21 protein-coding genes and 1 tRNA gene are annotated in these 26,263 nt (G+C 32.5%); 6 read left to right on the top strand and 16 right to left on the bottom strand.

Going from position 1 to position 26,263, the window contains the following annotated elements:
- Nucleotides 1-12: 12 nt before the first annotated feature.
- Both groL and groES read right to left on the bottom strand, forming a co-directional pair.
- Nucleotides 13-1,644 (bottom strand): chaperonin GroEL, encoded by a 1,632-nt coding sequence (gene groL / locus DEFDS_RS01230; protein ID WP_013006999.1) that lies wholly within the window; start codon nt 1,642-1,644, stop codon nt 13-15.
- A gap of 28 nt (nt 1,645-1,672) precedes the next feature.
- Nucleotides 1,673-1,966, bottom strand: a complete 294-nt coding sequence (gene groES / locus DEFDS_RS01225) for a co-chaperone GroES (protein ID WP_013006998.1) — start codon at nt 1,964-1,966, stop codon at nt 1,673-1,675.
- Between the two features lie 218 nt (nt 1,967-2,184).
- Between groES and leuC the strand changes: the two genes are divergently transcribed.
- From leuC to ppdK, 4 genes are all read left to right on the top strand, one after another.
- The gene (leuC, locus tag DEFDS_RS01220; RefSeq protein WP_013006997.1) at nt 2,185-3,576 is read left to right on the top strand and encodes a 3-isopropylmalate dehydratase large subunit; all 1,392 of its coding nucleotides are present in this window, start codon (nt 2,185-2,187) and stop codon (nt 3,574-3,576) included.
- 13 nt (nt 3,577-3,589) lie between these two features.
- Entirely contained in the window at nt 3,590-4,192 is a 603-nt protein-coding gene (gene leuD, locus DEFDS_RS01215) for a 3-isopropylmalate dehydratase small subunit (RefSeq protein ID WP_013006996.1), read from the top strand.
- A 72-nt stretch (nt 4,193-4,264) separates the two neighbouring features.
- A complete protein-coding gene (gene glyS, locus DEFDS_RS01210; RefSeq protein ID WP_013006995.1) occupies nt 4,265-6,313 on the top strand; it encodes a glycine--tRNA ligase subunit beta in 2,049 nt (682 codons plus the stop codon).
- Between the two features lie 167 nt (nt 6,314-6,480).
- Entirely contained in the window at nt 6,481-9,108 is a 2,628-nt protein-coding gene (gene ppdK, locus DEFDS_RS01205; RefSeq protein WP_013006994.1) for a pyruvate, phosphate dikinase, read from the top strand.
- 23 nt (nt 9,109-9,131) lie between these two features.
- Here ppdK and DEFDS_RS01200 read toward each other — a convergent pair whose 3' ends face one another.
- Complete coding sequence (locus DEFDS_RS01200; RefSeq protein WP_013006993.1) at nt 9,132-10,511, bottom strand: class II fumarate hydratase; 1,380 nt, start codon at nt 10,509-10,511, stop codon at nt 9,132-9,134.
- A 60-nt stretch (nt 10,512-10,571) separates the two neighbouring features.
- On the opposite strand from DEFDS_RS01200, the gene DEFDS_RS01195 reads away from it, so the two are divergent.
- Together DEFDS_RS01195 and DEFDS_RS01190 are read left to right on the top strand one after the other, a co-directional pair.
- Nucleotides 10,572-11,054, top strand: coding sequence for a cyclic nucleotide-binding domain-containing protein (locus tag DEFDS_RS01195; protein ID WP_013006992.1), 483 nt, complete (start codon nt 10,572-10,574; stop codon nt 11,052-11,054).
- Between the two features lie 5 nt (nt 11,055-11,059).
- A tRNA-Sec gene (locus DEFDS_RS01190) sits at nt 11,060-11,156 on the top strand.
- A 16-nt stretch (nt 11,157-11,172) separates the two neighbouring features.
- Here the strand turns inward: DEFDS_RS01190 and DEFDS_RS01185 are convergent.
- The 13 genes from DEFDS_RS01185 to DEFDS_RS01125 form a co-directional block, all read right to left on the bottom strand.
- Nucleotides 11,173-11,454: an RNA-binding S4 domain-containing protein gene (locus DEFDS_RS01185; RefSeq protein WP_013006991.1), complete on the bottom strand. Its 282-nt coding sequence runs from the start codon at nt 11,452-11,454 to the stop codon at nt 11,173-11,175.
- A gap of 1 nt (nt 11,455) precedes the next feature.
- Nucleotides 11,456-12,370 carry a SurA N-terminal domain-containing protein gene (locus DEFDS_RS01180; protein ID WP_013006990.1) on the bottom strand — a complete coding sequence of 305 codons (915 nt, stop codon included), beginning with the start codon at nt 12,368-12,370 and terminating at the stop codon, nt 11,456-11,458.
- Nucleotides 12,300-13,289, bottom strand: a complete 990-nt coding sequence (locus DEFDS_RS01175) for a peptidylprolyl isomerase (RefSeq protein ID WP_013006989.1) — start codon at nt 13,287-13,289, stop codon at nt 12,300-12,302. Before DEFDS_RS01175 ends, DEFDS_RS01180 begins: the two co-directional genes overlap by 71 nt.
- A complete protein-coding gene (gene mfd / locus DEFDS_RS01170; protein WP_013006988.1) occupies nt 13,286-16,621 on the bottom strand; it encodes a transcription-repair coupling factor in 3,336 nt (1,111 codons plus the stop codon). Before mfd ends, DEFDS_RS01175 begins: the two co-directional genes overlap by 4 nt.
- The gene (rfaE2, locus tag DEFDS_RS01165) at nt 16,621-17,094 is read right to left on the bottom strand and encodes a D-glycero-beta-D-manno-heptose 1-phosphate adenylyltransferase (protein WP_013006987.1); all 474 of its coding nucleotides are present in this window, start codon (nt 17,092-17,094) and stop codon (nt 16,621-16,623) included. The genes mfd and rfaE2 overlap by 1 nt, the downstream gene beginning before the upstream one ends.
- Complete coding sequence (locus tag DEFDS_RS01160) at nt 17,094-17,690, bottom strand: D-sedoheptulose-7-phosphate isomerase (protein ID WP_013006986.1); 597 nt, start codon at nt 17,688-17,690, stop codon at nt 17,094-17,096. Before DEFDS_RS01160 ends, rfaE2 begins: the two co-directional genes overlap by 1 nt.
- Before the next feature lie 9 nt (nt 17,691-17,699).
- Nucleotides 17,700-18,998: a PhoH family protein gene (locus tag DEFDS_RS01155; RefSeq protein WP_013006985.1), complete on the bottom strand. Its 1,299-nt coding sequence runs from the start codon at nt 18,996-18,998 to the stop codon at nt 17,700-17,702.
- A gap of 87 nt (nt 18,999-19,085) precedes the next feature.
- The gene (locus tag DEFDS_RS01150) at nt 19,086-20,810 is read right to left on the bottom strand and encodes a diguanylate cyclase (protein WP_013006984.1); all 1,725 of its coding nucleotides are present in this window, start codon (nt 20,808-20,810) and stop codon (nt 19,086-19,088) included.
- Between the two features lie 310 nt (nt 20,811-21,120).
- Nucleotides 21,121-22,713, bottom strand: a complete 1,593-nt coding sequence (locus DEFDS_RS01145) for a carcinine hydrolase/isopenicillin-N N-acyltransferase family protein (protein WP_013006983.1) — start codon at nt 22,711-22,713, stop codon at nt 21,121-21,123.
- A complete protein-coding gene (locus DEFDS_RS13150; protein ID WP_013006982.1) occupies nt 22,710-23,162 on the bottom strand; it encodes a methylated-DNA--[protein]-cysteine S-methyltransferase in 453 nt (150 codons plus the stop codon). The genes DEFDS_RS01145 and DEFDS_RS13150 overlap by 4 nt, the downstream gene beginning before the upstream one ends.
- Complete coding sequence (locus tag DEFDS_RS01135; RefSeq protein WP_013006981.1) at nt 23,163-24,344, bottom strand: class I SAM-dependent RNA methyltransferase; 1,182 nt, start codon at nt 24,342-24,344, stop codon at nt 23,163-23,165.
- Between the two features lie 6 nt (nt 24,345-24,350).
- Nucleotides 24,351-25,469, bottom strand: a complete 1,119-nt coding sequence (gene thiH, locus DEFDS_RS01130) for a 2-iminoacetate synthase ThiH (RefSeq protein WP_013006980.1) — start codon at nt 25,467-25,469, stop codon at nt 24,351-24,353.
- A gap of 4 nt (nt 25,470-25,473) precedes the next feature.
- The gene (locus DEFDS_RS01125; protein WP_013006979.1) at nt 25,474-26,250 is read right to left on the bottom strand and encodes a thiazole synthase; all 777 of its coding nucleotides are present in this window, start codon (nt 26,248-26,250) and stop codon (nt 25,474-25,476) included.
- Between the last annotated feature and the right edge of the window lie 13 nt (nt 26,251-26,263).

Below are 26,263 nucleotides of genomic sequence, written 5' to 3'. Positions count from 1 at the left end.
AAGCCCGCTTTTTTACATCATATCCATTCCGCCGCCCATTCCTCCAGGCATTGGATTATCTTTCTTTTCTTCTGGGATTTCTGTAATTAATGCTTCAGTTGTTAACATTAAGCTTGCAACAGAAGCAGCATTCTGAAGTGCACTTCTTGTAACTTTAGTTGGATCAATTACACCAGCTTTGATCATATCTGTGTATTCTTCTTTAGCAGCGTTAAATCCGTAGGTAATTTCTTTGTTCTCTTTAACAGCATTTACTACAACACTACCTTCATAACCAGCGTTTTCAGCAATCTGTCTCAATGGATACTCAAGAGCTTTTCTTATTATTTCAACACCGATTTGTTGATCACCTTCTAATTTAAGGTCATCTAAAGCAGCAAGAGCTCTAATAAGTGCTACACCACCACCAGGAACAATTCCTTCTTCTACAGCAGCTTTTGTAGCATTAAGAGCGTCCTCTACCCTTGCTTTTTTCTCTTTCATTTCTGTTTCAGTTGCAGCACCTACTTTAATTACTGCAACACCACCAACAAGTTTTGCAAGTCTTTCTTGAAGTTTTTCTCTATCATAATCGCTTGTAGTTTCTTCGATCTGCTTTTTGATTTGATTTACTCTTGCTTGAATATCTTCAGTTTTACCAGCACCTTCTACGATTGTTGTATTCTCTTTATCTATAACTACTTTCTTAGCTCTACCAAGGTCAGAAAGTTTTACATTCTCCAATTTCAAACCAAGATCTTCACTGATTACTTGGCCACCTGTAAGGATAGCGATATCTTTAAGCATTTCTTTTCTTCTATCACCAAAACCAGGTGCTTTAACAGCACAGCAGTTTAATGTACCCCTTAATTTGTTAACTACTAATGTAGCAAGAGCTTCCCCTTCTACATCTTCAGCAATTATTAAGAATGGAGCATTCTGTTTTGCAAGTTGCTCTAAAATTGGAAGCAATTCTTTCATATTAGAGATTTTCTTTTCATGAATCAAGATGTATGCATTTTCAAGTACAGCTTCCATATTATCTGGATCAGTTACGAAATATGGAGATAAATATCCTCTATCAAACTGCATACCTTCAACAACTTCTAAAACAGTTTCGGTAGATTTGTTTTCTTCGATAGTAATTACACCATCTTTACCAACTTTTTCCATTGCATCAGCAATAATGTTACCGATTTCTGGATCATTGTTAGCAGAAATTGTACCTACTTGTGCAATCTCTTTTTTATCCTGAATTGGTTTTGAGATTTCTTGTAATTTATTTACAACAGCTTCTACAGCCTTATCAATACCTCTTTTAATTTCCATTGGGTTAGCACCAGCAACGACATTCTTCATCCCTTCTCTGTAAATTGCTTGAGCTAAAACTGTTGCAGTAGTTGTACCATCACCAGCTACATCACTTGTTTTACTTGCTACCTCTTTTACCATTTGAGCGCCAAGATTTTCCAATGGATCTTTTAGTTCAATCTCTTTTGCAACAGTAACACCATCTTTAGTTACTAATGGTGAACCAAATTTCTTTTCTATAACAACATTTCTACCTTTTGGTCCCAATGTTACTTTTACTGCGTTTGCTAATTTATCAACACCTCTTAAAATTGCCTGTCTTGCTTCTTCGCTAAATGTAATAGCCTTTGCCATATTGACACCTCCTTTATCTTTCTTTTAATTATTTCTGAATAATACCAAGAATATCGTCTTCTCTCATAATCAGATATTCTTCACCATCGATTTTAACTTCAGTACCAGCATATTTGCTAAACAATATTCTGTCACCAGGTTTTACTGTTAATTCAATTTTAGTACCATTTTCTAATACTTTACCTGGACCAACAGCAATTACTTCACCTTCTTGAGATTTTTCTCTTGCAGTGTCAGGTATAATAATTCCAGACTCTGTTTTCTCCTCAACTTCAATCCTTTTTACAAGAACTCTGTCCTGAAGAGGTTTAATGTTAGCCATGTTACCCTCCTTATATATTTTATTATTAGCAACCATCGTTGTCGAGTGCTAACAGCGATATTATATATATATTCTCTTTTCAAAAAATCAAGAGTTTTTTTAATATTAAATATTTTACAAATTCACTAAACTTTTTATAGTTTGATTAAACTTTTTCTTGCTTTTTTCATCTTTTTTAGTAATGTATGTTTTATAAATTAATAAAAAGAGGTAAAGATATGGGCAAAACATTATTAGAAAAAGTATGGGAAATTCATAAAGTTGGCTCAATTTCTGGAGGAAGAGATCAAATTTTCATAGGACTTCATCTAATACATGAAGTAACTAGCCCTCAGGCATTTGCAATGCTTAGAGAAATGGGGCTCAAAGTACTTTTCCCAGAAAGAACTTTTGCTACATGCGACCATATTATTCCAACAGATGATATATCGAGACCATTTGCTGATCCTTTAGCAGAAGAGATGATGCAAGCTATAGAAAAAAATATAAAAGAATTTGGTATCACCTTTTTCTCACCTGAATCAGGGAAACAGGGGATTGTGCATATTGTGGGGCCAGAGTTAGGTCTCACACAACCAGGGATGACAATTGCATGTGGTGATTCACACACAGCCACTCATGGTGCCTTTGGCTCAATAGCTTTTGGTATTGGGACATCACAGGTAAGAGATGTCCTTGCAACTCAAACACTTGCTTTAACACCACTGAAAGTCAGAAAAATAGATATAAAAAACAAATTAAAACCTGGTGTCTATGCAAAAGATATTATCCTTTATCTTATAAATAGACTTGGTGTCAAAGGTGGTATCGGTTATGCTTATGAATTCGCTGGAGAAGCCATTGAATCACTGTCACTGGAAGGAAGAATGACAGTCTGTAACATGGCAATTGAAGGAGGGGCAAGAGTTGGATATATAAATCCTGACCAAACAACCTATGATTATATAAAAGGGCGAGAATACGCTCCAAAAGGAAAGGAGTGGGATAAACGTTTGCAATACTGGGAAAGTATAAAATCTGATCCTGATGCAAACTATGATGATGTTGCAAACTTTGATGCACATGATATAGAACCGATGGTAACTTGGGGGATCACTCCTGAGCAATGTATCCCTGTAACAGAGAAAATACCTGAACCTAAAAATGATATAGATAAAGAAGCATTAGAATATATGAAATTTAAACCGGGTCAAAAAATAGAAGGGACAAAAATAGATGTTGCTTTCATAGGTAGTTGCACAAATGGAAGAATAGAAGATTTAAGAGAAGTTGCAAAATACATAAAAGGGAACAAAGTCGCAAAAGGGGTAAAAGCTTTTATTGCTCCAGGATCTATGGGAGTCAAAAAACAGGCGGAAGCTGAAGGCCTACATGAAATTTTCATGGAAGCAGGTTTTGAATGGAGAAATCCTGGTTGTTCCATGTGTCTTGCAATGAATCCTGATAAACTTGTGGGAGATCAGATTTCAGCCTCCAGTTCAAACAGAAATTTTAAAGGGAGACAAGGCTCTCCAAACGGTAGAACTCTATTAATGAGTCCTGTTATGGTAGCAGCAGCTGCAATAGCTGGTGAAGTAATTGACGCAAGAAAGCTTCTTAACATAAAATAATTAGGAGGGCATAATGCAATCTGGGCATATAAAAAAGGTTGAAGGCAGAATAGTACCAATTTTAGGTGATGATATAGATACAGACAGAATAATTCCTGCAAGATATTTAAAATGTGTTACATTTGACGGTTTAGGGGAATTTGCTTTTTATGATGAAAGATTTGATAAAGAAGGGAACTCTCTTGGGCATCCTTTAGATGATGAAAAGTTCAAAGGTTCAAATATTATTTTAACAGGGAAAAATTTTGGTTGCGGTTCTTCAAGAGAACACGCTCCTCAGGCTCTAAAACGAGCAGGGATAGATGCTATAATTGCTGAAAGTTTTGCTGAGATTTTCTTAGGAAATTCAACCACATTAGGTATAGTGTGCATAACATTACCTAAAGAAAAAATCGAAAAAATATACAAAACCGTTAATAACACACCAGATATAAAAGTTGTTATAGATCTAGAAAATAATACCTTAACAGTTGGAAACAAAACATATAATTTTGATATGAAAGAAACAAACAGGCAGGCTTTTTTAACTGGTACATACGATAGCTTATTAGAACTGTTAAAAAACAAACCTAAAATAATAGAATTAGAAAAGAATCTACCTTATAGATTTGTATAAGTGCAAATTTTCCTTGAAAATTTGCACTTTTCTAATATATAACTCCTCAAACGTTTTTTTAAAGGGGGTATTATGTCTTTTTATATATTAGAAATAGGAACTGAGGAGATACCTGCGTCATTTATTAATCCTGCAGCAAATTTCTTAAAAGAACATTTTAAAAATGAGTTAGAAAAAAACAGAATAAACTATTCATCCATTGAATCTGGTGGAACTCCAAGAAGGTTGTTCCTTTATATAGAAAATATTTCAGATAGACAAGCTGATCTAGAAGAAGAGATAAAAGGCCCCCCTGCAAATATAGCTTTTGATGAAAATGGAAATTTGACAAAAACAGCATTGGGTTTTGCTAAATCAAAAGGGCTTGATGTCAATACATTAAGAAGTGTTAAAACTGATAAAGGTGAATATTTAGTTGGTACAAAAAAGGTAAAAGGTGAAGATACTGTAAATATTCTAAAAAACTTGGTTGTTCAAACAATAAAAAATTTCCCTTTTCCAAAAAGTATGAAATGGGGGGATAAAAACCTTAGATTCGCAAGACCAATCCACTGGTTTCTTTCTATATATAATGGTAAGGTTTTAGAATTTGAAATTGAGGGGATTAAAGCCGGTAATTATACATTTGGTCACAGATTTATGGCTAATAAGCAAATTAAAATCAGCTCTTTTGATGAATACAAAGCAAAACTTAAAGAAAACTTTGTGATAGTAGATTTTAATGAAAGAAAAGAGATTATAAGGTCTTTTCTAAACAATATTGGTAACGTTTTTATAGATGAAGACCTACTTGATACTGTTGCAAATTTAGTTGAATACCCTCACCCAATATTAGGTGAATTCCCTGAACACTTTTTACAACTGCCAAAAGAAGTACTTATAACATCGATGAAAAACCATCAAAAATATTTTTATAGAGAAAAAGATGGCAAAATTTTAAACAGCTTCGTTGGAATCTCTAACACTAAACCTAAAGATGATTCATTAATTAAATCTGGTTATGAGCGTGTTTTAAAAGCAAGATTAAATGATGCTATGTTCTTTTTCGAAAATGATAAAAAAGTTCCACTTGAAGAAAGGATGGAGCAACTGAAAAAGGTTGTCTATCAGGAACAACTTGGCACATCTTATGAAAAGATGGAGAGATTTCGTGAAATAGCTCTCTTCCTTGCAAAAAAGTTAGCTCCAAACAAAGCAACTACTACTGATAGGGCAGCCTTTTTATGTAAAGCTGACCTTATGACAGAAATGGTATATGAATTCCCTGAGCTTCAGGGTGTGATGGGTAGAGAATACGCACTTATCCAAGGTGAAGAACAACTTGTCGCTGATGCTATATTTGAGCATTATCTTCCAAGATTTTCTGGTGATGAGCTACCAAAAACTGATGAAGGAGCATTTATATCTATCGCTGATAAAATTGACACTATAACTGGTTGTTTTATTATCGGTTTAATCCCTACAGGGAACAATGACCCTTATGCTCTAAGGAGAAACGCAATAGGTATAATAAATATCATATTAAATAAAAACTATCGCTTATCATTAACTGAACTGCTAGAAAAAGCTATAGATAACTACAAAGATAAACTCTCATACCAAAAAGAAGAAATACTTGAAAAAACAAAAGAGTTTATTTTAACCAGGGCAAAGCAAATTGCCACATCCCAGTACAACATCAGAGCAGATGTATTTGAAGCTGTAGTGGCAGTATTTGATGATATCGTTCAAATATTTAATGCTGCAAAAGCGTTAAATGAAGTTTATGAAAAACCTGAGTTTGTAACACTTTCAACAAGCTACAAAAGAATATCAAACATATTAAATAAAAATAATTGGAACAACACAGAATATAAAGAGGATTTACTGGTTGAATCAGAAGAAAAAGAGCTAAACAAACTCATCAAAGAAAATGAAGAAAAACTAAATCAGCTTTTATCTGAAGAAAAATATAATGACGCTATAAATGTTTTACTAAGCTTTAGCAAACCTGTAGATAACTTCTTTGATAATGTACTTGTTATGGATAAAAATGAAGAAATTAGAAATAACAGACTTAGCCTATTAGCTAAACTAAAAACGCTTTTTGAAAAAATAGGTGAATTGAGCTTAATAAATTAGGAGGCGTTAGACATAAATTTTGTATAATCTACAGATTGCTTCACTAACGCTCGCAATGACAGATAGGCAGTCATCGCGAGAAAACAAAGCGATCTAATTGAGGTTATTAACCACTGTTGAGAGTGGGTATTATTTAATAAACTTAATGAGAGAAGGGGGTAGCATAAATGAAAAAGTATGTTTACTTTTTTGGAAATGGTAAAGCCGAAGGCTCTGGCTCCATGAAAGAGCTTTTAGGGGGGAAAGGAGCAGGGCTAGCAGAAATGACAAATCTTGGTATTCCAGTCCCTCCTGGTTTCACAATTACAACAGAAGCATGTATTGAATATTACAACAACAATAAGCAATACCCAGAAGGGATGTGGGAGCAGGCTTTAGAAGCTCTCAAAAAACTTGAAGAAACTGTAGGTAAAAAATTTGGCGATCCAAAAAATCCTCTTTTGGTTTCTGTAAGATCAGGGGCAAGAGTTTCAATGCCAGGGATGATGGACACCGTATTAAACCTTGGCTTAAATGATGAAACAGTTAAAGGTCTTGCTGAAGTATCAAACAATGAAAGATTCGCTTATGACTCATACAGAAGATTCATCCAGATGTTCTCAGATGTTGTTTTAGGTATTGAGCACGGTAAATTTGAGAGGATACTTGATAAAGTTAAAGAAGAAAAAGGTGTAAAATTCGATACTGATTTGGATGCAGAAGATTTCAAAAAAGTTGTAGAGCTTTATAAAAAATTAGTTGAGCAAGAGTTAGGTAAGCCATTCCCTCAAGATACAATGGAGCAGTTAAAACTTGCAATTAATGCAGTATTTGACTCATGGAATAATCAAAGAGCAATCACTTACAGAAAAATCAATAAAATTCCTGATGATTGGGGAACAGCAGTAAATATAGTAGCGATGGTATTTGGTAATATGGGCAATGACTCTGGTACTGGTGTTGCTTTTACAAGAAACCCCTCTACAGGTGAAAAAGAATTCTTTGGTGAATTTTTAATAAATGCACAAGGTGAAGATGTTGTTGCAGGTATCAGAACACCAGAACCAATTGCGAAATTAAAAGAAGAAATGCCAGAAGTATTTAAGCAGTTAGAAGAAGTTTATAAAAAGCTTGAAACACATTACAAAGATATGCAGGATATAGAATTTACAGTTGAAAAAGGTAAACTGTATCTACTTCAAACAAGAAGTGGTAAAAGAACTGCAAGAGCAGCTGTAAAAATAGCTTACGATATGTATAAAGAAGGTTTAATTGATAAGAAAACTGCTGTTTTAAGGGTTCAACCAGAGCAAGTTGATCAACTTCTGCACCCAATGATTGACCCAAAAGAAAAATATGAAGTTTTGGCAAAAGGTTTGCCAGCATCCCCAGGAGCTGCAGTAGGTAAAGTAGTCTTTACTGCAGAAGATGCAGAAAGTTGGGCTGAAAGAGGTGAAGATGTTATTTTGGTAAGAACTGAAACATCTCCTGAAGATATTGGTGGTATGAACGCAGCAAAAGGTATATTAACAGCTACAGGTGGTATGACAAGCCACGCAGCAGTTGTAGCAAGAGGTATGGGTAAAACATGTGTCGCTGGTTGTGGTGCAATTAAGATAGATGAAGAGAAAAAACAGTTTGAGGTTGATGGAAAAGTAATAAAAGAAGGTGATTATATCACTATCAATGGTTCTACTGGTGAAGTAATTCTTGGTAAAGTAAAACTTATTATGCCTGAGCTTTCTGGTGAATTTGCTGAAATCCTCAAATGGGCTGATGAATTTAGAAAACTAGGAGTAAGGACAAACGCTGACACACCAAAAGATTCTCAGGTAGCAAGAGACTTTGGTGCAGAAGGGATAGGACTTTGTAGGACAGAACATATGTTCTTTGAAGGCGATAGAATTGATGCAGTAAGAGAAATGATTTTAAGCGATACTGAGGAAGGTAGAAGAAAAGCTTTAGAAAAAATTAAACCTTACCAAAAAGAAGATTTTATTGGTATCTTTAAAGTAATGGATGGACTTCCAGTAACTATACGTTTACTTGATCCACCTTTACATGAATTTTTACCACATACTGATGAAGACATAGAAAAAGTTTCAAAAGCATCAGGTATACCTGCTGATAAATTGAAAGCAAAAGTTGAAGAATTAAAAGAGTTCAACCCAATGCTAGGTCATAGAGGTTGTCGTCTTGGTATCACATATCCAGAAGTTTATGAAATGCAAGTTTATGCAATTATGGAAGCTGCCTGTGAATGTAAAAAAGAAGGGGTTGATGTAAAACCAGAGATAATGATCCCACTTGTTGGGCATTACAAAGAATTAGCTATTTTGAGAGAAATGGTTGATAGAGTTGCAAAAGAAGTTATGGAAAGTTATGGTGTAAATATCGATTATCTTGTAGGAACAATGATCGAATTACCAAGAGCTGCTTTAACTGCTGACGAAGTGGCACAGTATGCAGAATTTTTCTCATTTGGAACAAATGACCTTACTCAAACAACTCTTGGATTATCAAGAGATGACTCTGGTAAGTTCCTACCACTTTATGTGGAAAAAGGTATCTACAAAGAGGACCCATTTGTTTCTCTCGATCAGACAGGTGTTGGCCAGCTTGTAGAAATGGGTGTTAAAAAAGGTAGAAGTACAAGACCTGAACTAAAAACAGGTATTTGTGGCGAGCATGGTGGAGACCCTGACTCAATATTCTTCTGCCACAAGGTTGGGTTAAACTATGTAAGTTGTTCTCCATATAGAGTTCCTGTTGCAAGACTTGCAGCAGCACACGCGGCATTATTGGAAGAAAATTAAAAGAGGGGGCTACCCCCTCTTTTTTATACCATTTTTCTTGGGTCAAAAATCTCTTTTATCTCTTCATCACTTAAAATCTTCTTCTCTTTTACTACATCTTTAACTTTCATTTTTCTATTAAAAGCCTCATAAGCTATCTTTGCAGCTTCATCATAACCAATTTTAAGTGCTAAAGGTGTTACAAGTGCCATCGACCATTCCACAAGCTCATCACACCTATCAACATTTGCTACAATTCCATCAACACACTTTTCTGCCAATGAAATTGAAGCATTGGTAAGCAACTTAATCGACTCTATCAAGGTATCTGCAATCAACGGCATCATCACATTTAAATCCAAAAGACCGCTACTACCTGCAATTGTAATAGTTTGCATATTCCCCATTACCCTTGCAGCCACTTGTATTACTGCTTCAGGGATTACAGGATTTACTTTTCCAGGCATAATGGAGCTTCCTGGCTGAAGCGATGGTAAAGTAATTTCTGCGATACCGCATCTTGGCCCAGAATTGAGTAGCCTCAAATCGTTTGCAATTTTCATTAAAGAGACAGCTAATGTATTTAATGCACCACAAAAATTTACTACTCCATCCTTAGCTGCAATCCCCTCAAACAGATTATCAGCTTGCCTAAAACTTAATTTTGTATTTTTACTTATCTCTTCTATTGCAATTTTTCCAAAATCTTTATGCGTATTGAGACCTGTTCCCAGTGCAGTTCCTCCTAAAGGTAGCTCTAAAAGCTCCATTAACCCTATTTCAACTCTTTTAATCCCCTTTTCTATCTGAGTTCTATAACCGGAAAACTCCTGTCCCAATGTAACAGGGACTGCATCCATCAAATGAGTCCTACCTATCTTTATAATATCTTTAAATTCTATCTCTTTCATTAATAAGCTATCTTTTAGCTTTGTTAATGCAGGCAATAAATTATTTTTTGTTAGAATCGCAGCAGAGATATGAATGGCAGATGGAATTACATCATTACTTGATTGCCCTTTATTAATATGATCATTTGGATGGCACAAATGTTTGTCCCCCTTTTTACCATCTAATATTTCGCATGCTCTATTAGCAATTACTTCATTTACATTCATATTTGTTGAAGTCCCTGAACCTGTCTGATATACATCAACAGGAAATTGATCATCAAGTTTTCCTGCAATAACCTCTTCTGCTGCAAGAACTATAGCATCTGCAATTTTCTCATCTAATAATCCTAACTTCCTGTTTGCTATTGCTGCACCTCTTTTTATTTCACAAACAGCATAAATAAACTCTTTAGGAAGCCCTTTTCCACTGATTTTAAAATTTTCAACTGCTCTTGCAGTCTGAGCCCCATAATAAGCATTTTCAGGAACTTTCATAATCCCCATACTATCTTTTTCTTCTCTGTACTTCATAACTACCCCTTTTCAAAATATATTTTTTATAATATACTTTGAAATATAAGGAGGGTTTAGATGGATGCAAGCAATTATTTAGCCAAAATCAAATTAAATCCCAAATTTATAGACTTTACAAAGGAAGAATTAGAAGAGTTTGTATCATATTGTAAAGTGGAAACATTTGAAAAGGGAGAAATGATTATTAAAGAAGGTTCAAAAGGGGACAAATTTTATATAATCGTGGAAGGTCAGGCTGGTGTCAGTAAATCTATTACTGAAGAAGTTGTTTTTTTCATCACAACTCTCAATGAAGGAGAGTTTTTTGGTGAAATGGCAATACTTACAAACCACCCAAGATCCGCAAATGTTTTTGCAAAAACAGATATCACTCTCCTCAGCTTTGATTCAATAGCATATGACACCTTGAAAAGAGAAAATAAATTGTTATTTTCTAAACTAAATTCTATATTTGCAGTAACATTAGCTGAAAGGTTATACAAAGTAGAAGAAAGAATAAAGTTGATTTTAAAAGCTTCTTTAATAAAAGATATAATCTAAAAGTTGGGAGTGGTTGGGAAGCTGGTGCTCCCCGCGGCCTTCAAAGCCGATTGGCCCGTTATCTTAGCGGGCGGAAGGTTCGATCCCTTCCCACTCCCGCCAACAGTTGTTAAAATATTTAAATGAAATCGTCTGTATGCTTTGGCTCATAGCTTAAAACTTCGATATATTTATCGACATCTTTTTTAGGAATACCCCCCTTTGTCTCAGGTAAAGCTTTTACAAATACTTCTTTTTTATAATTCCACATATCAAGCAATATTTTATCACCCACTTTAATTTTAGTTGAGGCCTTAGCTTTTCTGCCATTTACATAAATAAACCCTTCATCTGCAGCCTCATTGGCAACCGACCTTCTTTTAATCAGCATTGTTACTTTTAAAAACTTATCCAGTCTCATATTACATATACTTTATAAAAATTGTTGCCTTATGCTTTTCAAGCCAGTTTTTAACAACATCAGGATACATCTTTTCTTTTATTTTTTTAACTATTTCATCTTTCATCTTATCATCAATATCATATTTACTCTTAAAATTTTCTATAAACAACAAAGTAATTTCACCATTATCTTCTATTTTTACAATATCACCTTCTTTATACCCCTTAACTTTTTCTCTAATTTTTTCTGGTAAATGATTCAGCTTAATCCAACCAATATAACCTCCAGATTTTGCTGTTTTATCAACAGAATACTTTATAGCAGCATCAGCAAAAGAACCACCTTTCTTTAAAAATTTTTCTATTTCATCTAACCTGTTTTTATCTTTAATCTTTATTATCCTCAGCTCAAACTGGTCATCAAGTTTCAATTCCTTGTTATGCTCATCAATATAATGCTTAATATCCTCTTCTGTAACAACAAGTTTTGGTAAAATCAATGCATTACGGATTCTTGCATTTAAAATCTCATTTTTGAGCTGATACTTATATTTAGCAAGTGTCAAATTGTTTTCTTCCAATACCTTTTCCAGTTGCTCAATAGTAATATTATTTTTAGTTAAAACTTCATTTAAAGCGTTCTCAACTTCTGACTCACTCACTTTAATACCTTCTCTTTCCGCAGCAATTTCCAGCACATATTGATTTACCAAAAAGTCCAAAACCTCTTTATAATATTTTTTAAGTAACTTTTCTCTAGTTGCTTCATCTTTTATTGAATAAATCTTTTTTACCTGTTTTGGATTAAAACTTTCCACATCATACTGGGTGATTATTTTATCACCAACAATAGCAACAACTTTATCAATTATTTTTGACTGAGCTATTGTCACTAACAATATTAAGATTATCAATATTAATGGTAATTTTCGCATTTTTCTTAAGTACCTCCACATAGTCATTTATAAATTTTTCTACTTTTTCTGCAAATATTTCTTGATATAATCTAGGTTTTAAAACCTCATATCCTACTTCTACTTCCTTTTTTTTATCCAATACTTGGAATATATGATAACCATAGTCAGATTTATAAACAGGACTTATCCTTTTTATCCTTAGCCTTTTAATCTTCTGGAAAATAACTGGCATATCGTCCAATACAATATATCCTAAATCTCCTCCTTGGTCTTTCTCTGGCCCCACAGAATATTTCAAAGCAACCTCTTTAAAACTTTTTCCTCGAAGTAAAGCTCTTCTAGCATTTAAAGCATCTTTATAGTTTGCTGTTACAATATGTAAAACATGATACTTTACTATGGATTTTTTAGTTTTATCAATTTTATTATATTTATTTTTTACCTCATCCTCACTAACTGTAATATTTTTTTCTATCAATCTGTTTAGCCATTCTTTTACAATCAAGCTTTCTTTTAAAAGCTTCTTATATTCTTCTAAAGAAATTGGAAAATCAATAACAAAAGAATCTTCCCCAATTTTCTCTATTTTATTCATAATACTATTAAGTTTCTCACTACTAACCTTAACATTATTTTTTTTAACATCACTCAATAATAATTGAAATTTAATAAACTCGTTTATAAATAACTGGGTTAGATTATCCTTATTAAAATCATCTTCTGTAACGCCTGGAAAATTGAAGTATATAAAATTCATCACATCATTACGATAATAAGCGTTATTATTAATTACAACAACTGCTTCATCTAAATTCACTACTTTTTTTACAAGTTGTGCACTATTATTGTCTAAACTTTTTTTTTCTACCTTTTCACTGTTACAGCTAAAAATAACAAAAATAAAAAAAATGGCAAAAACACTTAAATATTTTTTCATACCTTTTCAGCAACTCTCATATAATCTTCAAAAAAGCTAAACAGCGCTACCAAAAAACTTTCCTCCCCTTTATAAACAATACTCATTATATTACCGTTCTTAAAGTTTGCCACTAACTTATCATTATTTTTTAATTTTGATAAGAAAATATTTACGTCAAAATCATTTTTATCAAGAAAAACCATATTAACGCTATTTTTAAAAAATGTTGCCGTTTTAACACCTAAAACCGAAAATATATTTTTCAAACACATTAAATAAATTAAGTTCATTGTCTCTTCTGGTATGTCTCCATAAAAAACAGATAAATCCTCTTTTATGTTATCGATGTCTTCCTTAGTTATTAGTTTAGAAATCTTTCTATAGTATTCTATTCTCTCTCTGTGTGAAGGGATATAAGATGCGGGGATATAATGAGGGAAATTAGAATTTATCTCAGTTTTATTTAAATCAGTTTTATGCCCTTTTAACTCATTTATCGCTTCATTTATCATCTGCACATAAAGCTCATAACCAACATTTACCACAAAACCTGATTGCTCTGCACCTAACAGATCTCCAGCACCTCTAATCTGTAAATCATAAGTTGAAATCTTAAAACCACTACCTAAATCAGACAGTTGGCTTATGATTTTTAACCTTTTCCTTGCCACTTCATTGATTTTTGCATTTTGAGGAATTCGTAAATAACAATACCCTCTCTTATTACCCCTACCAACTCTCCCTTTCAATTGATAAAGCTGAGCAAGCCCAAAGGTGTGAGCATTATTTATAACAATTGTATTTGCATTTGCTATATCAAGACCATTTTCGATAATTGTTGTACATACCAAAATATCCACATCACCTTGATAAAACTTTTCAAAGACCTCATCTAACACTTTTGCATCCATCTGCCCATGTGCAATAGAAGTATTTGATAGTGGGAATTTTTCTTTGAGCATATAGGCTATTTTTTCTATATCTTCAACTTTATTATGTAAAAAATAGACCTGCCCACCCCTTTTTAATTCTTTTAAAATTGCATTATTTAACTCTTCATCGTTTTTAATAATCTTTATCGAAACAGGTTCTCTATCTTGCGGAGGAGTGTTAATTATGCTCATATCCCTTAAACCGCTTAGAGAAAGCTGTAATGTTCTTGGAATTGGTGTGGCTGTCAATGTCAAAACATCTATATTACTTTTTAATGCCTTTATTTTCTCTTTATGATTTACACCAAAACGCTGCTCCTCATCCACAATTAGTAAACCTAAATCATAAAATTCTACATCTTTAGAAAGCAATCTATGTGTCCCTATAATTATATCTATCTCCCCTTTTTTTAACCTTTCCAGAGCCCTTTTTATCTCTCTTGATGTTTTAAATCTCGAAATATAATCTATTTCAACAGGCATATCTTTAAATCTTTCTATGAAATTTTGATAGTGCTGTCTTACTAAAACAGTCGTTGGAGCCAAAATCGCTACCTGCTTATAATTTTCCACAGCTTTTGCAGCTGCCCTTATTGCCACCTCTGTCTTTCCAAAGCCCACATCTCCACAAACGAGTCTTTCCATAGGGGTTTCACTTTCCATATCATTAAATACTTCATTGATAACAACTATTTGATCCTCTGTTTCTTCATAAGGAAATCTAAGTTCAACCGTTTTTAAAATCTCCCCACTCTTTGTAAAAGCAAAACCTCTCCTACTCTTTCTCTCCGCATAAATTTTTAAAATATCAACAGCGAGTTTTTTAGCACTTTTATATGCCTGCTCTTTTAATTTTTTCCATCTATTTGACTGAAGGTTGCTCAGCTTTGGAGTACCACCTTTTGTACCGATATATTTTTGCAAAAGTCCAATATTTGAAATAGGTATATAAAGGTTTTCCCCATTTTCAAATTCTACTTTTATATAATCTCCCTTTATCCCACCTATCTCTTTATTTTCAATACCTCGATATATTCCAATACCATAATCAACATGAACTACATAATCCCCTTCTTCTAAATCAGAGATATTGGTCTTAAATACCTCTTTTTTCTTAGTTTTTTTTGCTTTCTTTTGAAAACCGAATATCTCATAATCCGTAAAAACAGCCAACTTATAGTTTTCGCTGATAAAACCACCTGAAAAGTTTGCATCAATTATCAAAACACCACATTTATCTAAATCGTAAAATTTACTCCCCTCAACAAATGCTATTTCATGCTCTTTCAAAAATTGTGTAAAAATTTCTTTAAACCGCTTATTATTAAAAGAAATAACAGCAGAATATCCATCTTTTATTAAGCTTTTTAGCCTATCGATAAACCTTTCAGCATTGTTATAAACATTTGTCCCTTCAGGTGTAAAAAAATTAATAGAGGAAGATACTCTAAAGGGGAGTTTTTCTGAGCTCTCATCAACTTCACTTAATATAACAAACTCATGTTTATCCAAAAATGCTTCTAATTCATTTTTAGAAGCAAAAATTTCTTTATAATTATAAAAATGATGAGATTCCTCAAATTTATCTAAAAGGTAATCAAAATAATTTTCTATTTTATTTTGAAAACCATCCCCTAAAAAATAAACTGATTCAACTTCCCCCAAGTATTCCCAAAAAGGGGTAAGCTTTTGTACATAAGGGGCATACCAATGAACACCGGCAAATTTACCAAATTCTTTAATTCTTTCTCTTACTGTTTCATCTTTAATATTTTTTATTAAATCCTCTTCATCACATAAAATCTCATTTGCAGGTAAAATATCAATAGCATCAACATCTTTTACCTTTTTTATTGTCACAGGATCAAAATAATAAATAGCTTCTAATTCATCATCAAAAAACTCACATCTTACAGGATATTCCTTGTCTATAAGGAAAATCTCAAAAAAATCGCCTCTTTGTATAAATTCCCCTTTATCCCCTACATATTCAACTTCAACATATCCTAAATATCCTAAAATATATCTTAGCTCATCAAAACTGATACTATCTCCAACTTTCAATGAATAAATGGAATTTTTAAAATCACTTTTAGAAAAAATTTTTTTTAAAATTGAATAGAATGTTCCAACAACAACCTTTTGATCATTATCAGTTATCAACTTTTTTAGAGATGTTACCCTTTCTGATAAAATATTTGATTCAATCTTTACTTCATCAAAAGGCTCATGTGTGTATTCTGGAAAACTCAATATTTCCGTATCTGGCAAAAAAAAGTTTAACTCCTGAACAACTTTTTCCATTTCATTTCTGTTTTCACAGATAATAAGACTGCTATTTTGACTTTCTTTAAGTAACATCCTTAATAAAAATGATTTTGATGATCCCCAAAGTGACGAAAAAACAGATCTATCCATTATTTACAATATAAATCAATAATCTTTTCTATAATATTTGTTGTTGCAAACCCTTCCACAAAATTTAAAGAATAAACCTCTCCACCATAGCTTTTTACAATATCAGAGCCAACAATTTCATCCTCTTTCCAATCACCACCCTTTACAAGCACATCAGGTTTTATCTTTTTAATAATGTTATAAGGTGTATCCTCTTCAAACATAGTCACATAGTCCACAGGTTTTAAAGAAGCAATTAAAGCTGCTCGTTCTTTTAAACTATTTATAGGTCTTTTCTCCCCTTTTAACCTCTTTACAGATTCATCGCTATTTAATGCCACAACTAAAATATCTCCAAGTTCTTTTGCTTTATAAAGATAAGATATATGTCCATAATGCACTATATCAAAACATCCATTCGTAAAAACAACTTTTTTACCTTTTCTATCAATAATATTAACTAATTTATCCACATCAAAAATGATATTTTCCATCATTCATCCTCTAACATATCTGAAAATCTACCAAACATAATCTCATCAACGAGCTCACAAATTATATGTGCTGCAGCAATATGCATCTCTTGTATCCTTGCAGTATTATCTGAATCCACCACTAAAAGTAAATCGCAAAGCCCATTCATTTTACCACCATCTTTACCAGTAAAGCCGATTGTTTTGATATCATTTGTTGCAGCAAACCTAAGGGCATTTATTACATTCTCTGAGTTACCACTGGTAGAAATACCCCAAACGATATCCCTTTCATCAGCCAATGCCATTACTTGTTTTAAAAATACCTGATTAAAATCGTAATCGTTACTGATAGATGTTAGCACAGAAGTATCAGTAGTCAAAGCTATTGCAGGAAGCGATGGTCTTTCAATCTTGAATCTATTTATAAACTCTGCAGCAATATGCTGGGCATCAGCAGCACTTCCACCATTACCAAAAATAAGCAATTTACCCTCTTCCATAAAGCAATCCGCAATCTCTTGAGCTATTGCAATAAGTAGATTCTTATTTTTTGCAGTAAATTTGTTTAATGTTTCTTTCATCTCTTCAAATATATTTTCTACAAAAGATTCCATCTTTTACCTCTACAACTTTTTAGCTGCCTTTGTGGCAAGCTCAGATCTTTCCCCTTTTATCAAAGTTACCACAGCAGCGATTTCGTCATCTTTAAATTTATCCACAACATAAGTCAATCCATTTGAATGATAATCTATATACGGATTGTCTATCTGATAAGGATCACCTGTCAAAATAACCTTTGTATTCTCACCTGCCCTTGTAAGTATTGTTTTTATCTCATGAGGGGTTAAATTTTGGGCTTCATCCACTATAAAATATTGGTTTGGCATACTCCTTCCTCTGATATAAGTAAGAGCTTCAATTTCCACAATATTTTGCTCAAGAAGTGCCTTGTAAGAATAACCACCATCTTCACTGGATAAAATTAGCTGTAAATTATCATAGACAGGTTGCATCCAAGGGTTTAATTTCTCTTTCAATTCTCCTGGCAAATAACCCAAATCTTTTCCCATAGGGAAAATAGGCCTTGCCACAAGGAGTTTTTTATAAACCCTATCATCTGCAACCTTTTTAAGTCCTGCTGCTATTGCCAGTAGTGTTTTCCCTGTGCCCGCAATCCCCATCAAACAGACAAGCTTGATAGAATCATCCATCAATGCATCAAAAGCAAACTTTTGCTCGGCATTTCTAGCAAATATCCCCCAAACCCCTTCTTTGAACTCTTTAATTTTAACAACTTTCCCATTTTTCTTAGAATACCTTCCAAGAGCAGTATGTTTCTCATTTATTTCTGAAACCAAAAACAGATACTCGTTTTCAGCTGCATCAATTTCTATTTCAAGCTCCCCATCTTGATAAAATCTATTTATTATGTCATCACTAACCACAACCTTTTTAGCACCCTCAAAAAAACTTTCTATTTCTACCTTATCTTTTTCATAATCTATTGATTTTATTCCCAATACATCAGCCTTAATCCTTAAATTAGCATCCTTGGTAACAAAAATAACCTCTTTATCCTCTTTTTCCTGCAAGTACTTAGCCACAGAAAGTATAAGGTTATCAGCTTTATCACTAATCAGCTCATCTGGTATCAAATCTTTTAAATGATGATTACAGACATTAACCCTTATTATAGAGCCATTTTCTATCTTAACCCCTTTATTTAGTTCTCCCAAACTTCTTAGCTCATCAAGCTTTCTTGCTACAAACCTTGCATTATAACCTGTTTGATCCATGTGCTTTTTAAAAATATCTATCTCTTCAATAACTGTAATCGGTATATTAATAACACTGTTTTCAAAAGTAAAAATTGACATCGGATCATAAAGTAGCACATTTGTATCAAAAACATAATTTATCATTGCTCACCCCAATTGTTATATTAACTTACTTATAACAAAAAATATGAATATTGGGAATTATAATCTAGACTTAAAAGATAAAAATCTTTATTCTTCGCAAATAACAGTATTTTTCCCAGCAGATTTAGCCTTATACAAATTAATATCCACTCTTTTAATTACATCTTCAAAAGATTCCCCTTTTTTCCTAAGTACTACACCAAAACTCGCAGTAATTCTTTCCTTATCTAACGGTGCATCCCATTTGTATTCTTCAAGTTTTGTTCTAATCCTCTCTGCAACCATATAAACACTTTTGATATCATTTACCACCGCAACAATCATAAACTCTTCACCACCATATCTAACAGGGATGTCACCCACTCTAACCTCATTTTTAATAATATCTGCAATAACTTTTAACACTTCATCCCCAACATCGTGCCCATAAGTGTCATTTATATTTTTAAAGTCATCTATATCAAGCATTACAATACCAACATTTCTTATTTCCCCTCTATCATGTATCGCTAAAACTCTCTTTATTGTTTCTTTCAAATAATATCTAGAATAACACCCTGTTAAAGTATCATGTATAGAGATCTCATAAAATTTTTCTCGCTCTTCAATCAATTTTCTTCTGATAAACTCTCTTTCAAAAGCTATACTTAAGAAATTTATAACCTCTTTCAGAATTTCTAAAATATCATTATCAATCACAATAGACTCTTTTAAATATAACTTCATAACAGCAATAATTTTATCACTTTCAATTTCAGGGATAGGAATATATAGAACATTTCTTACATATAAGTAGTTAGGGTACTTTTCATAGTACTCACTCATTTTTATTTGTAAAATATCTTTAACATATTCTTGCTGTTTGATTTTTTCCCATATTGATGGAGTCTCAGCTAAAAAATATAAAAGTGTCCCTTTATAATCTGTATAAAATTCAATACTATCAAAATCAAAAGCACTCCTTAATTCTATAACAAACTCTCTAATAAGCTCGGTAAAATCTTTATAAGTTGCCATTGTTTCCAAAAAAGCGTTTAAGAATTTATTCAGCTTTCTAAGCTTTTCCAACTCAGTACTTGATTGCGTAAGCAAAAAAAGCCCACAATCAAGATTTTTCATTTTATTTATTATAGGTTTTATCAAATCTCTCCTAATAATTGATCCATGTTGAGGAGCGATTAAATCAATATCATACTGTTCAATTTTTTTTAAACTATGTACTAAAATCTCTTTTGATGGCATATAGGGTTCATGAAAGGCAGCTATTGAATCAAAATAATTAATATCTTCTGCAAAAAGTTTGAACCTATCTGTAAATCCACCAAACAAATCACTTGAAAATAGGACTTTGCTTTTTTTATCATAAGTACAAAAAGCACCAGGAAAATGACAATATGGTGTAAAGATAAACTCTAATTCTCTCCCACCTGCGTTTAACTTCCAATTTTCCTTTTCCACACATATCATAGGGATGTTTAGGTTGTAATGTTTTAAGAGAGCAATAGCTCTCCAATGGCTAACAATAACTGCATCATCTCTAATCAAAAGATCTCTTATGATTTCCAAGGATGCTGTAATGTCAGGATCTTGATGCTGACATATAAAATACTTTATATACGAAAAGGGTATTATCTGCTCAATCTTCTCTAATGCATATTTAAAAGTTATCTTAGAACCAGGATCGATTAAAATAGAACCTTTCCCATTTAATATTAAATATACATGGCATTGAAAAGGGTCATCTGGCAATTCATGTCCAACCCAAAAAATATCCTCAGCAATCTCAACTGGATCAATCAACTTATCATTCATACTTAAATTATAATAAATACTATTACCGATTGCAATGAATTTATAAAATAAAAAAGGGACCTTTCGGTCCCTTTTTGTGGGGGAGTTATCTATTACTATGGGAGGATGTCCATAATTGATGGGTGTACAATAATAATTAATTTACATTTGTCAATAAAAATATTAACTATAACTAATAAATAAAAGCATTTAGTTTAGTAGTAAATCTAACTTCTTGGTATTAAAAGTTTTATATATTCATTACATTTAAAAAAATAATTTTTACCCTAATTTTATAACTTTTTTATAATATCTTTAAATTTTAGCTTCACTAAACCAACAAATAAAAAGAGAGGAAAAAGTTTGGCACAATCTTTTGCAGCTTACTTTTACAGCATCTTTTATTATAAAATTTCCAAGCATAATCTAAAAGGTCAAAAAAACTGTTCTGCGCTAAAATCTCTTTATAAATTTTTATCGCTTTCCCCCTCTCCCCAATTACATCATAAATCATACCTAATAAAAGTTTCACATTTCCATTTCTATAAGTATCGAGTTTATTTGATTCTATAATTCTTTTTAAAATTTTCTTCGCTCCAATATAATCTTCAACTTTTATCAGCAAAACTGATTTTAACAATTGTAAAAAGTAACTATTTTCAATTTCTAAATCAGATTTATTGATAAGTTCCAAGCTGGAATAATACCCTTTCCCTGAATATAAATTATCCATAACCTTTACAACCAATTCATAAATTCTATAAGTTTCTTCATCATGATTTGTTTTATTCCTACCTACCTCTTCTAATTTACCTTTAAACAAATCGGTTAAATTATATTTTTTAAATACACCAATTGAAGCTGGAGGTGGATTATCACCAACCAAAATACAATCTTTATTAAAATCGATTACTGTAGAGGAAACTGTAAAACTGTTTGCCACAGTATGTCCAAAAATATCATTATCTTTCAAAAAATAGTCATTATTATCAGAAATCAATTTTACCGCATCATTTTCATTAAAAATATCTTTATTCTTTGTTAATTCATAAAGTCTTTTATTCCTGTAATGGTTGTTCTGAATCCAAATGTAAGACGGATAAAATTCTGATTTCTTCAATTTTTCAGAAATGTAAAAATTATTATAATGGAAAACAGGCTTATCTATTTCAATAAAATCAATATCTTTTGCACTAATCTCAGAAATAACCCCTTTATTTTCTCTATGACTGTAGTTAATTATTGTCCAACCAGAGACAGTCCTTCTTTTTTTTAAAATCTTTTTCACATCCTCAATACATTCTGCCTTAGTTATTACCTGATATGCGAGATCCATAATAAAACTACCCTTCAGACTTACATCCTGAGTAAAAAGCATATGAACAGATTGAGAAATACCTGCTTCATTCACTGCAGTAATACCTATTACAGGCAACCCCCATGTCGTAATATTCACACTTGGAACAACATTTGCTAATCTATAAGTCATAATAGTATGTTGTGCTGTCCAAAAAGAACCACCAAAATAATCCAAATTCCTGCAGTGCATTGTTGAATTTTCATCACTTTTCAATAAAGAGGTAGTACACCCTAAAAATATATCAGGAATATTCCTAAAGTTCATCTTCCCAGCTTTAACCATAAAATATGACAAAATATCTGGAAACATGATGGCATATAACAATTCAGTCCTTGATATACCATTTATAACTGCATATTTTTCCAAAAAATATTTATAATCATCACTCAACTTTTTCCAAAAAAGCTTTGTTGAAATCTTCAAGCTTTTTGCTATCGATTTTGCCATCGCTGGATTCATCTGAAGCTTAAACAAAGATTCAATTAGATTTTTAAAATAGTTAAAATTGCTTTCAAATCCATCCGCTTTTAAATCTTGATAATCAGAAATATCCCATAATCTCATAAACTTCTCTCCCAATTAAGAAGTTTTTGTTTGTTATCTAAACCATAATAAAAACCACCTAAGCCATTTTTAGCCACCACTCTGTGACAAGGGATAATCAAAGGGTAATTATTTTTTGCCATCGCATTACCCACAACTCTTGCCCCATTTTTTATTCCAGATTTTTCAGCAAGTTCTCCATAAGTGATCGTCTTACCATAACTCACATCTAAAAGATTTTTATAAATCTTTAAAAAAGTTGAATTAATTTTTTCCGTTTCAACCAAACTAAAAACATCAATATTTTCAAAAGGATACTTTTTAAAATATCTCACAATATCAGCAGGCAGCTTTTCCGTTTCATAATTATCATAATCTCCAAATAATATTTTAACCTTTATTATTTTCTCTACCGTTTTATCAAAACTAACTTCTGCACTAAAAAAATCTGTAATTCTTATAACACTCACTTATCCCTCTTTTCTTTCTAATAAAGCTATACTTTCAATATGATAAGTATTTGGAAACATATCTATAAACAGATATTTTTTCAGATCGTAATTATTAGAAAGCCTTAAAATGTCTCTAGCCATTGTGGAAGGGTTGCAGGATACATAAACTATTTTTTCAAATCTGTTTGAAATAGCATCAATTACAGGTTTTGAAAGCCCAGTTCTTGGTGGATCAACCAATAGTGTATTATAAGGGTTAATATCTATCCTTTTTATATTTTCTGCTTTACTGTAAATTATATCAACATTTTCAACATTCAACTTTTTCAACAAACTAATAGCTTCTCTATTTTCTTCAATGGCCAATACAGCTTTTGCTTTTTTAGCAACTTTATGAGTAAAAAAGCCACTTCCAGCATATAACTCTAAGACAGAATCATTTTCATCTACAAAACTAACAACTACCTCAGCAAACTCTCTCAACAAAAATCTATTTGACTGACTAAAAGAATCAAATCCTACATAATAATAAAAATCACCCACATCTATTTTTAGTAAACTATCCCCTAAAATCTTATTTTTAGTTTTTAATCCTATAATATCTTTAAAATCCTCCAAATTTCCCAATTTAATATCAGTATTTAACAAAGCTTCACCTTTTTCATTTTCAATAATATAACACTTATTAATCTCACTACCTTTATATTCATTTGCGATTTTTGATATCTTCTCTACAACTGTTTCTTTGCAAATAAGACAGTCGGTAATAGGGATAAATTTATTACTTTTAAAACCTAAAAAACCAAATTTACCATTTTTTAGCCTAAAAGTAGCTCTAAACCTGTATCTAAACTCTGGCGAAGTAATTACACTATCAATCTTAAACCCTTCTACCTTTCTAAAAAAGTTGTTAATTAATCTCTTTTTTATTTCGATTTGGTAATCATAATCGATATGGCCAAATTGACATCCGCCACATTCATTAAAAAATTTACAAGGGAACTCTCTTCTTAATTTTGAAGGCTTATGAATTTTGATCAGTTTAGCGAAAGAATGGGTTTTCTTTTTTTCAAATATTTCAAAATCTACTACATCCCCTTCAACTGTTTGAGGAATAAAAACTGTAAAACCGCCATCAACCTTTGCTACGCCATAGCCACCATAAGCGGTATCTATAATCTCAACATTTTTATAAATCATAAAATATCATGCAATCACAAAAGCTCTATCCCAATCCTTCAAGACTGGGTCATACCCTTTTGATCTAATGACATTTATAATCTCATCTACAGATCTATTATCCTCAATGTGAAACTGTTCAGCGTTTTCATCTTCTTTGAGCGAATATCCACCAGGCTCTGTTTTAGAACCTGCACTCATTTGGGTAACACCAAGAGGTATTAAGTTATCTCTCAAATTTGCAGGTTCCCTTGTTGAAATTACTATCCCCACATCGTGTAAGAATATCCTCATCGCAAGCATAGACTGCACAAGATTTTTATCGCTAACCTCTACAAAGGGTGTATCTACACCTGGAGCCTTCCTCATTCTTGGAAAAGAAACTGTAATATGCGTTTTCCAATACTTTTTCATCAAGTACTTAGCATGAAGACCAACAAAAAATTCATCCACTCTAAAATCCTCTAACCCCATCAAAGCTCCAATCCCAACTGTCCTCATCCCAGCTATGGCACCTCTTTCAGGCGTTTCAAGTCTCCATAATAAATCTTTCTTTTTCCCTTTTGGATGTATTTTATCATAAGTTTCTCTGTTATATGTTTCTTGATAAATTGTAAGATAATCCACCCCTACATCTATCAGCTCTTTATAACCATTTATATCCAATGGATAAATCTCTATCCCTATTGATGAAAAATATTTATTACATATTGAAACAGCTTCTTTAAGATACTCAAGGGTTGCTACATTCGGAGCTTCACCAGTCAACAATAAAATGTGTTTTATCCCAGTATCAGCCACTGCTTTTGCTTCCCTTTCTATCTCATCTTTCTTTAAGGTGATTCTTGGTATTTTGTGAAAGACATTAAAACCACAGTAAGTACAAGCATTTTGGCACACATTTGAAAGATAAAGAGGAGCATAGAGTTTAATCGTTTTTCCAAATCGCATCACAGTAATTTTATGAGCTTTTTGAGCCATATCTTCTAAAAACTTTTCTGCAGCTGGTGATAAAAGCGTAGCAAAATCCTCTACTGATAGATTTTCCTTAAACAATATATCTATTACATCATTTTCCCTTCGGCTATAAATAAAATCCTTTATTTCTTCCCAGTTGTATTCTTTGTATATATCATAAAAACTCATTTATTTAACCTCTTAAAAAACCTGTCAAAGGGCTGGAAGCTTCAGCTTTTTCTCTAACAGGCGGCATACCAGCATCTCTAGCCATACATGCAGCTTCAACTGCCAATTTAAAAGAAATAGCCATCTTCACCGGATCCTTTGCTGTAGCAATGGCTGTATTTACCAAAACTGCATCAGCTCCAAGCTCAATAGCCAAAGCAGCATGACTTGGTGCTCCAAGCCCAGCATCCACAACCACAGGAACAGAACTCTGCTCTATAATTATCTTTAAATTCTCTTCAGTCTTAATCCCTTTATTTGTTCCAATAGGCGCACCAAGAGGCATAACTGTTACACAACCTATCTCCTCCAATCTTTTTGCAAGAACTGGGTCCGCATTAATATAAGGCATTACATAAAAACCTTCTTTTACAAGAATCTCAGCAGCTTTAAATGTTTCTATAGGATCAGGTAAAAGATAATAAGGATCAGGAGTTACCTCTAGTTTTACCCATGGCTCACAACCTGCTGCTCTTGCTATTTTAGCAAGCCTAACAGCTTCTAAAGCATCCCTCGCTCCAGATGTATTAGGAAGTAATAAATACTTTTCTCTATCAATATGTGAAAGGATATCATCTGAAGGGTTCTCTATATCCACCCTTCTTAAAGCAACAGTCACAATCTCTGCACCAGAAGCCTCTAAAGCTTCTTTCATCACCTGACTATTTGGAAATTTACCAGTACCTACAAATAATCTACTTCTAAATTTTCTATTTGCTATTACGATCTCATTTTTAAACATCTCTTCTCCTATA

This window comes from Deferribacter desulfuricans SSM1 (assembly GCF_000010985.1).
GTDB lineage: Bacteria > Chrysiogenota > Deferribacteres > Deferribacterales > Deferribacteraceae > Deferribacter > Deferribacter desulfuricans.
Note: the sequence above shows the minus strand (reverse complement) of the source record. Positions and strands in the feature narration are given on the sequence as shown.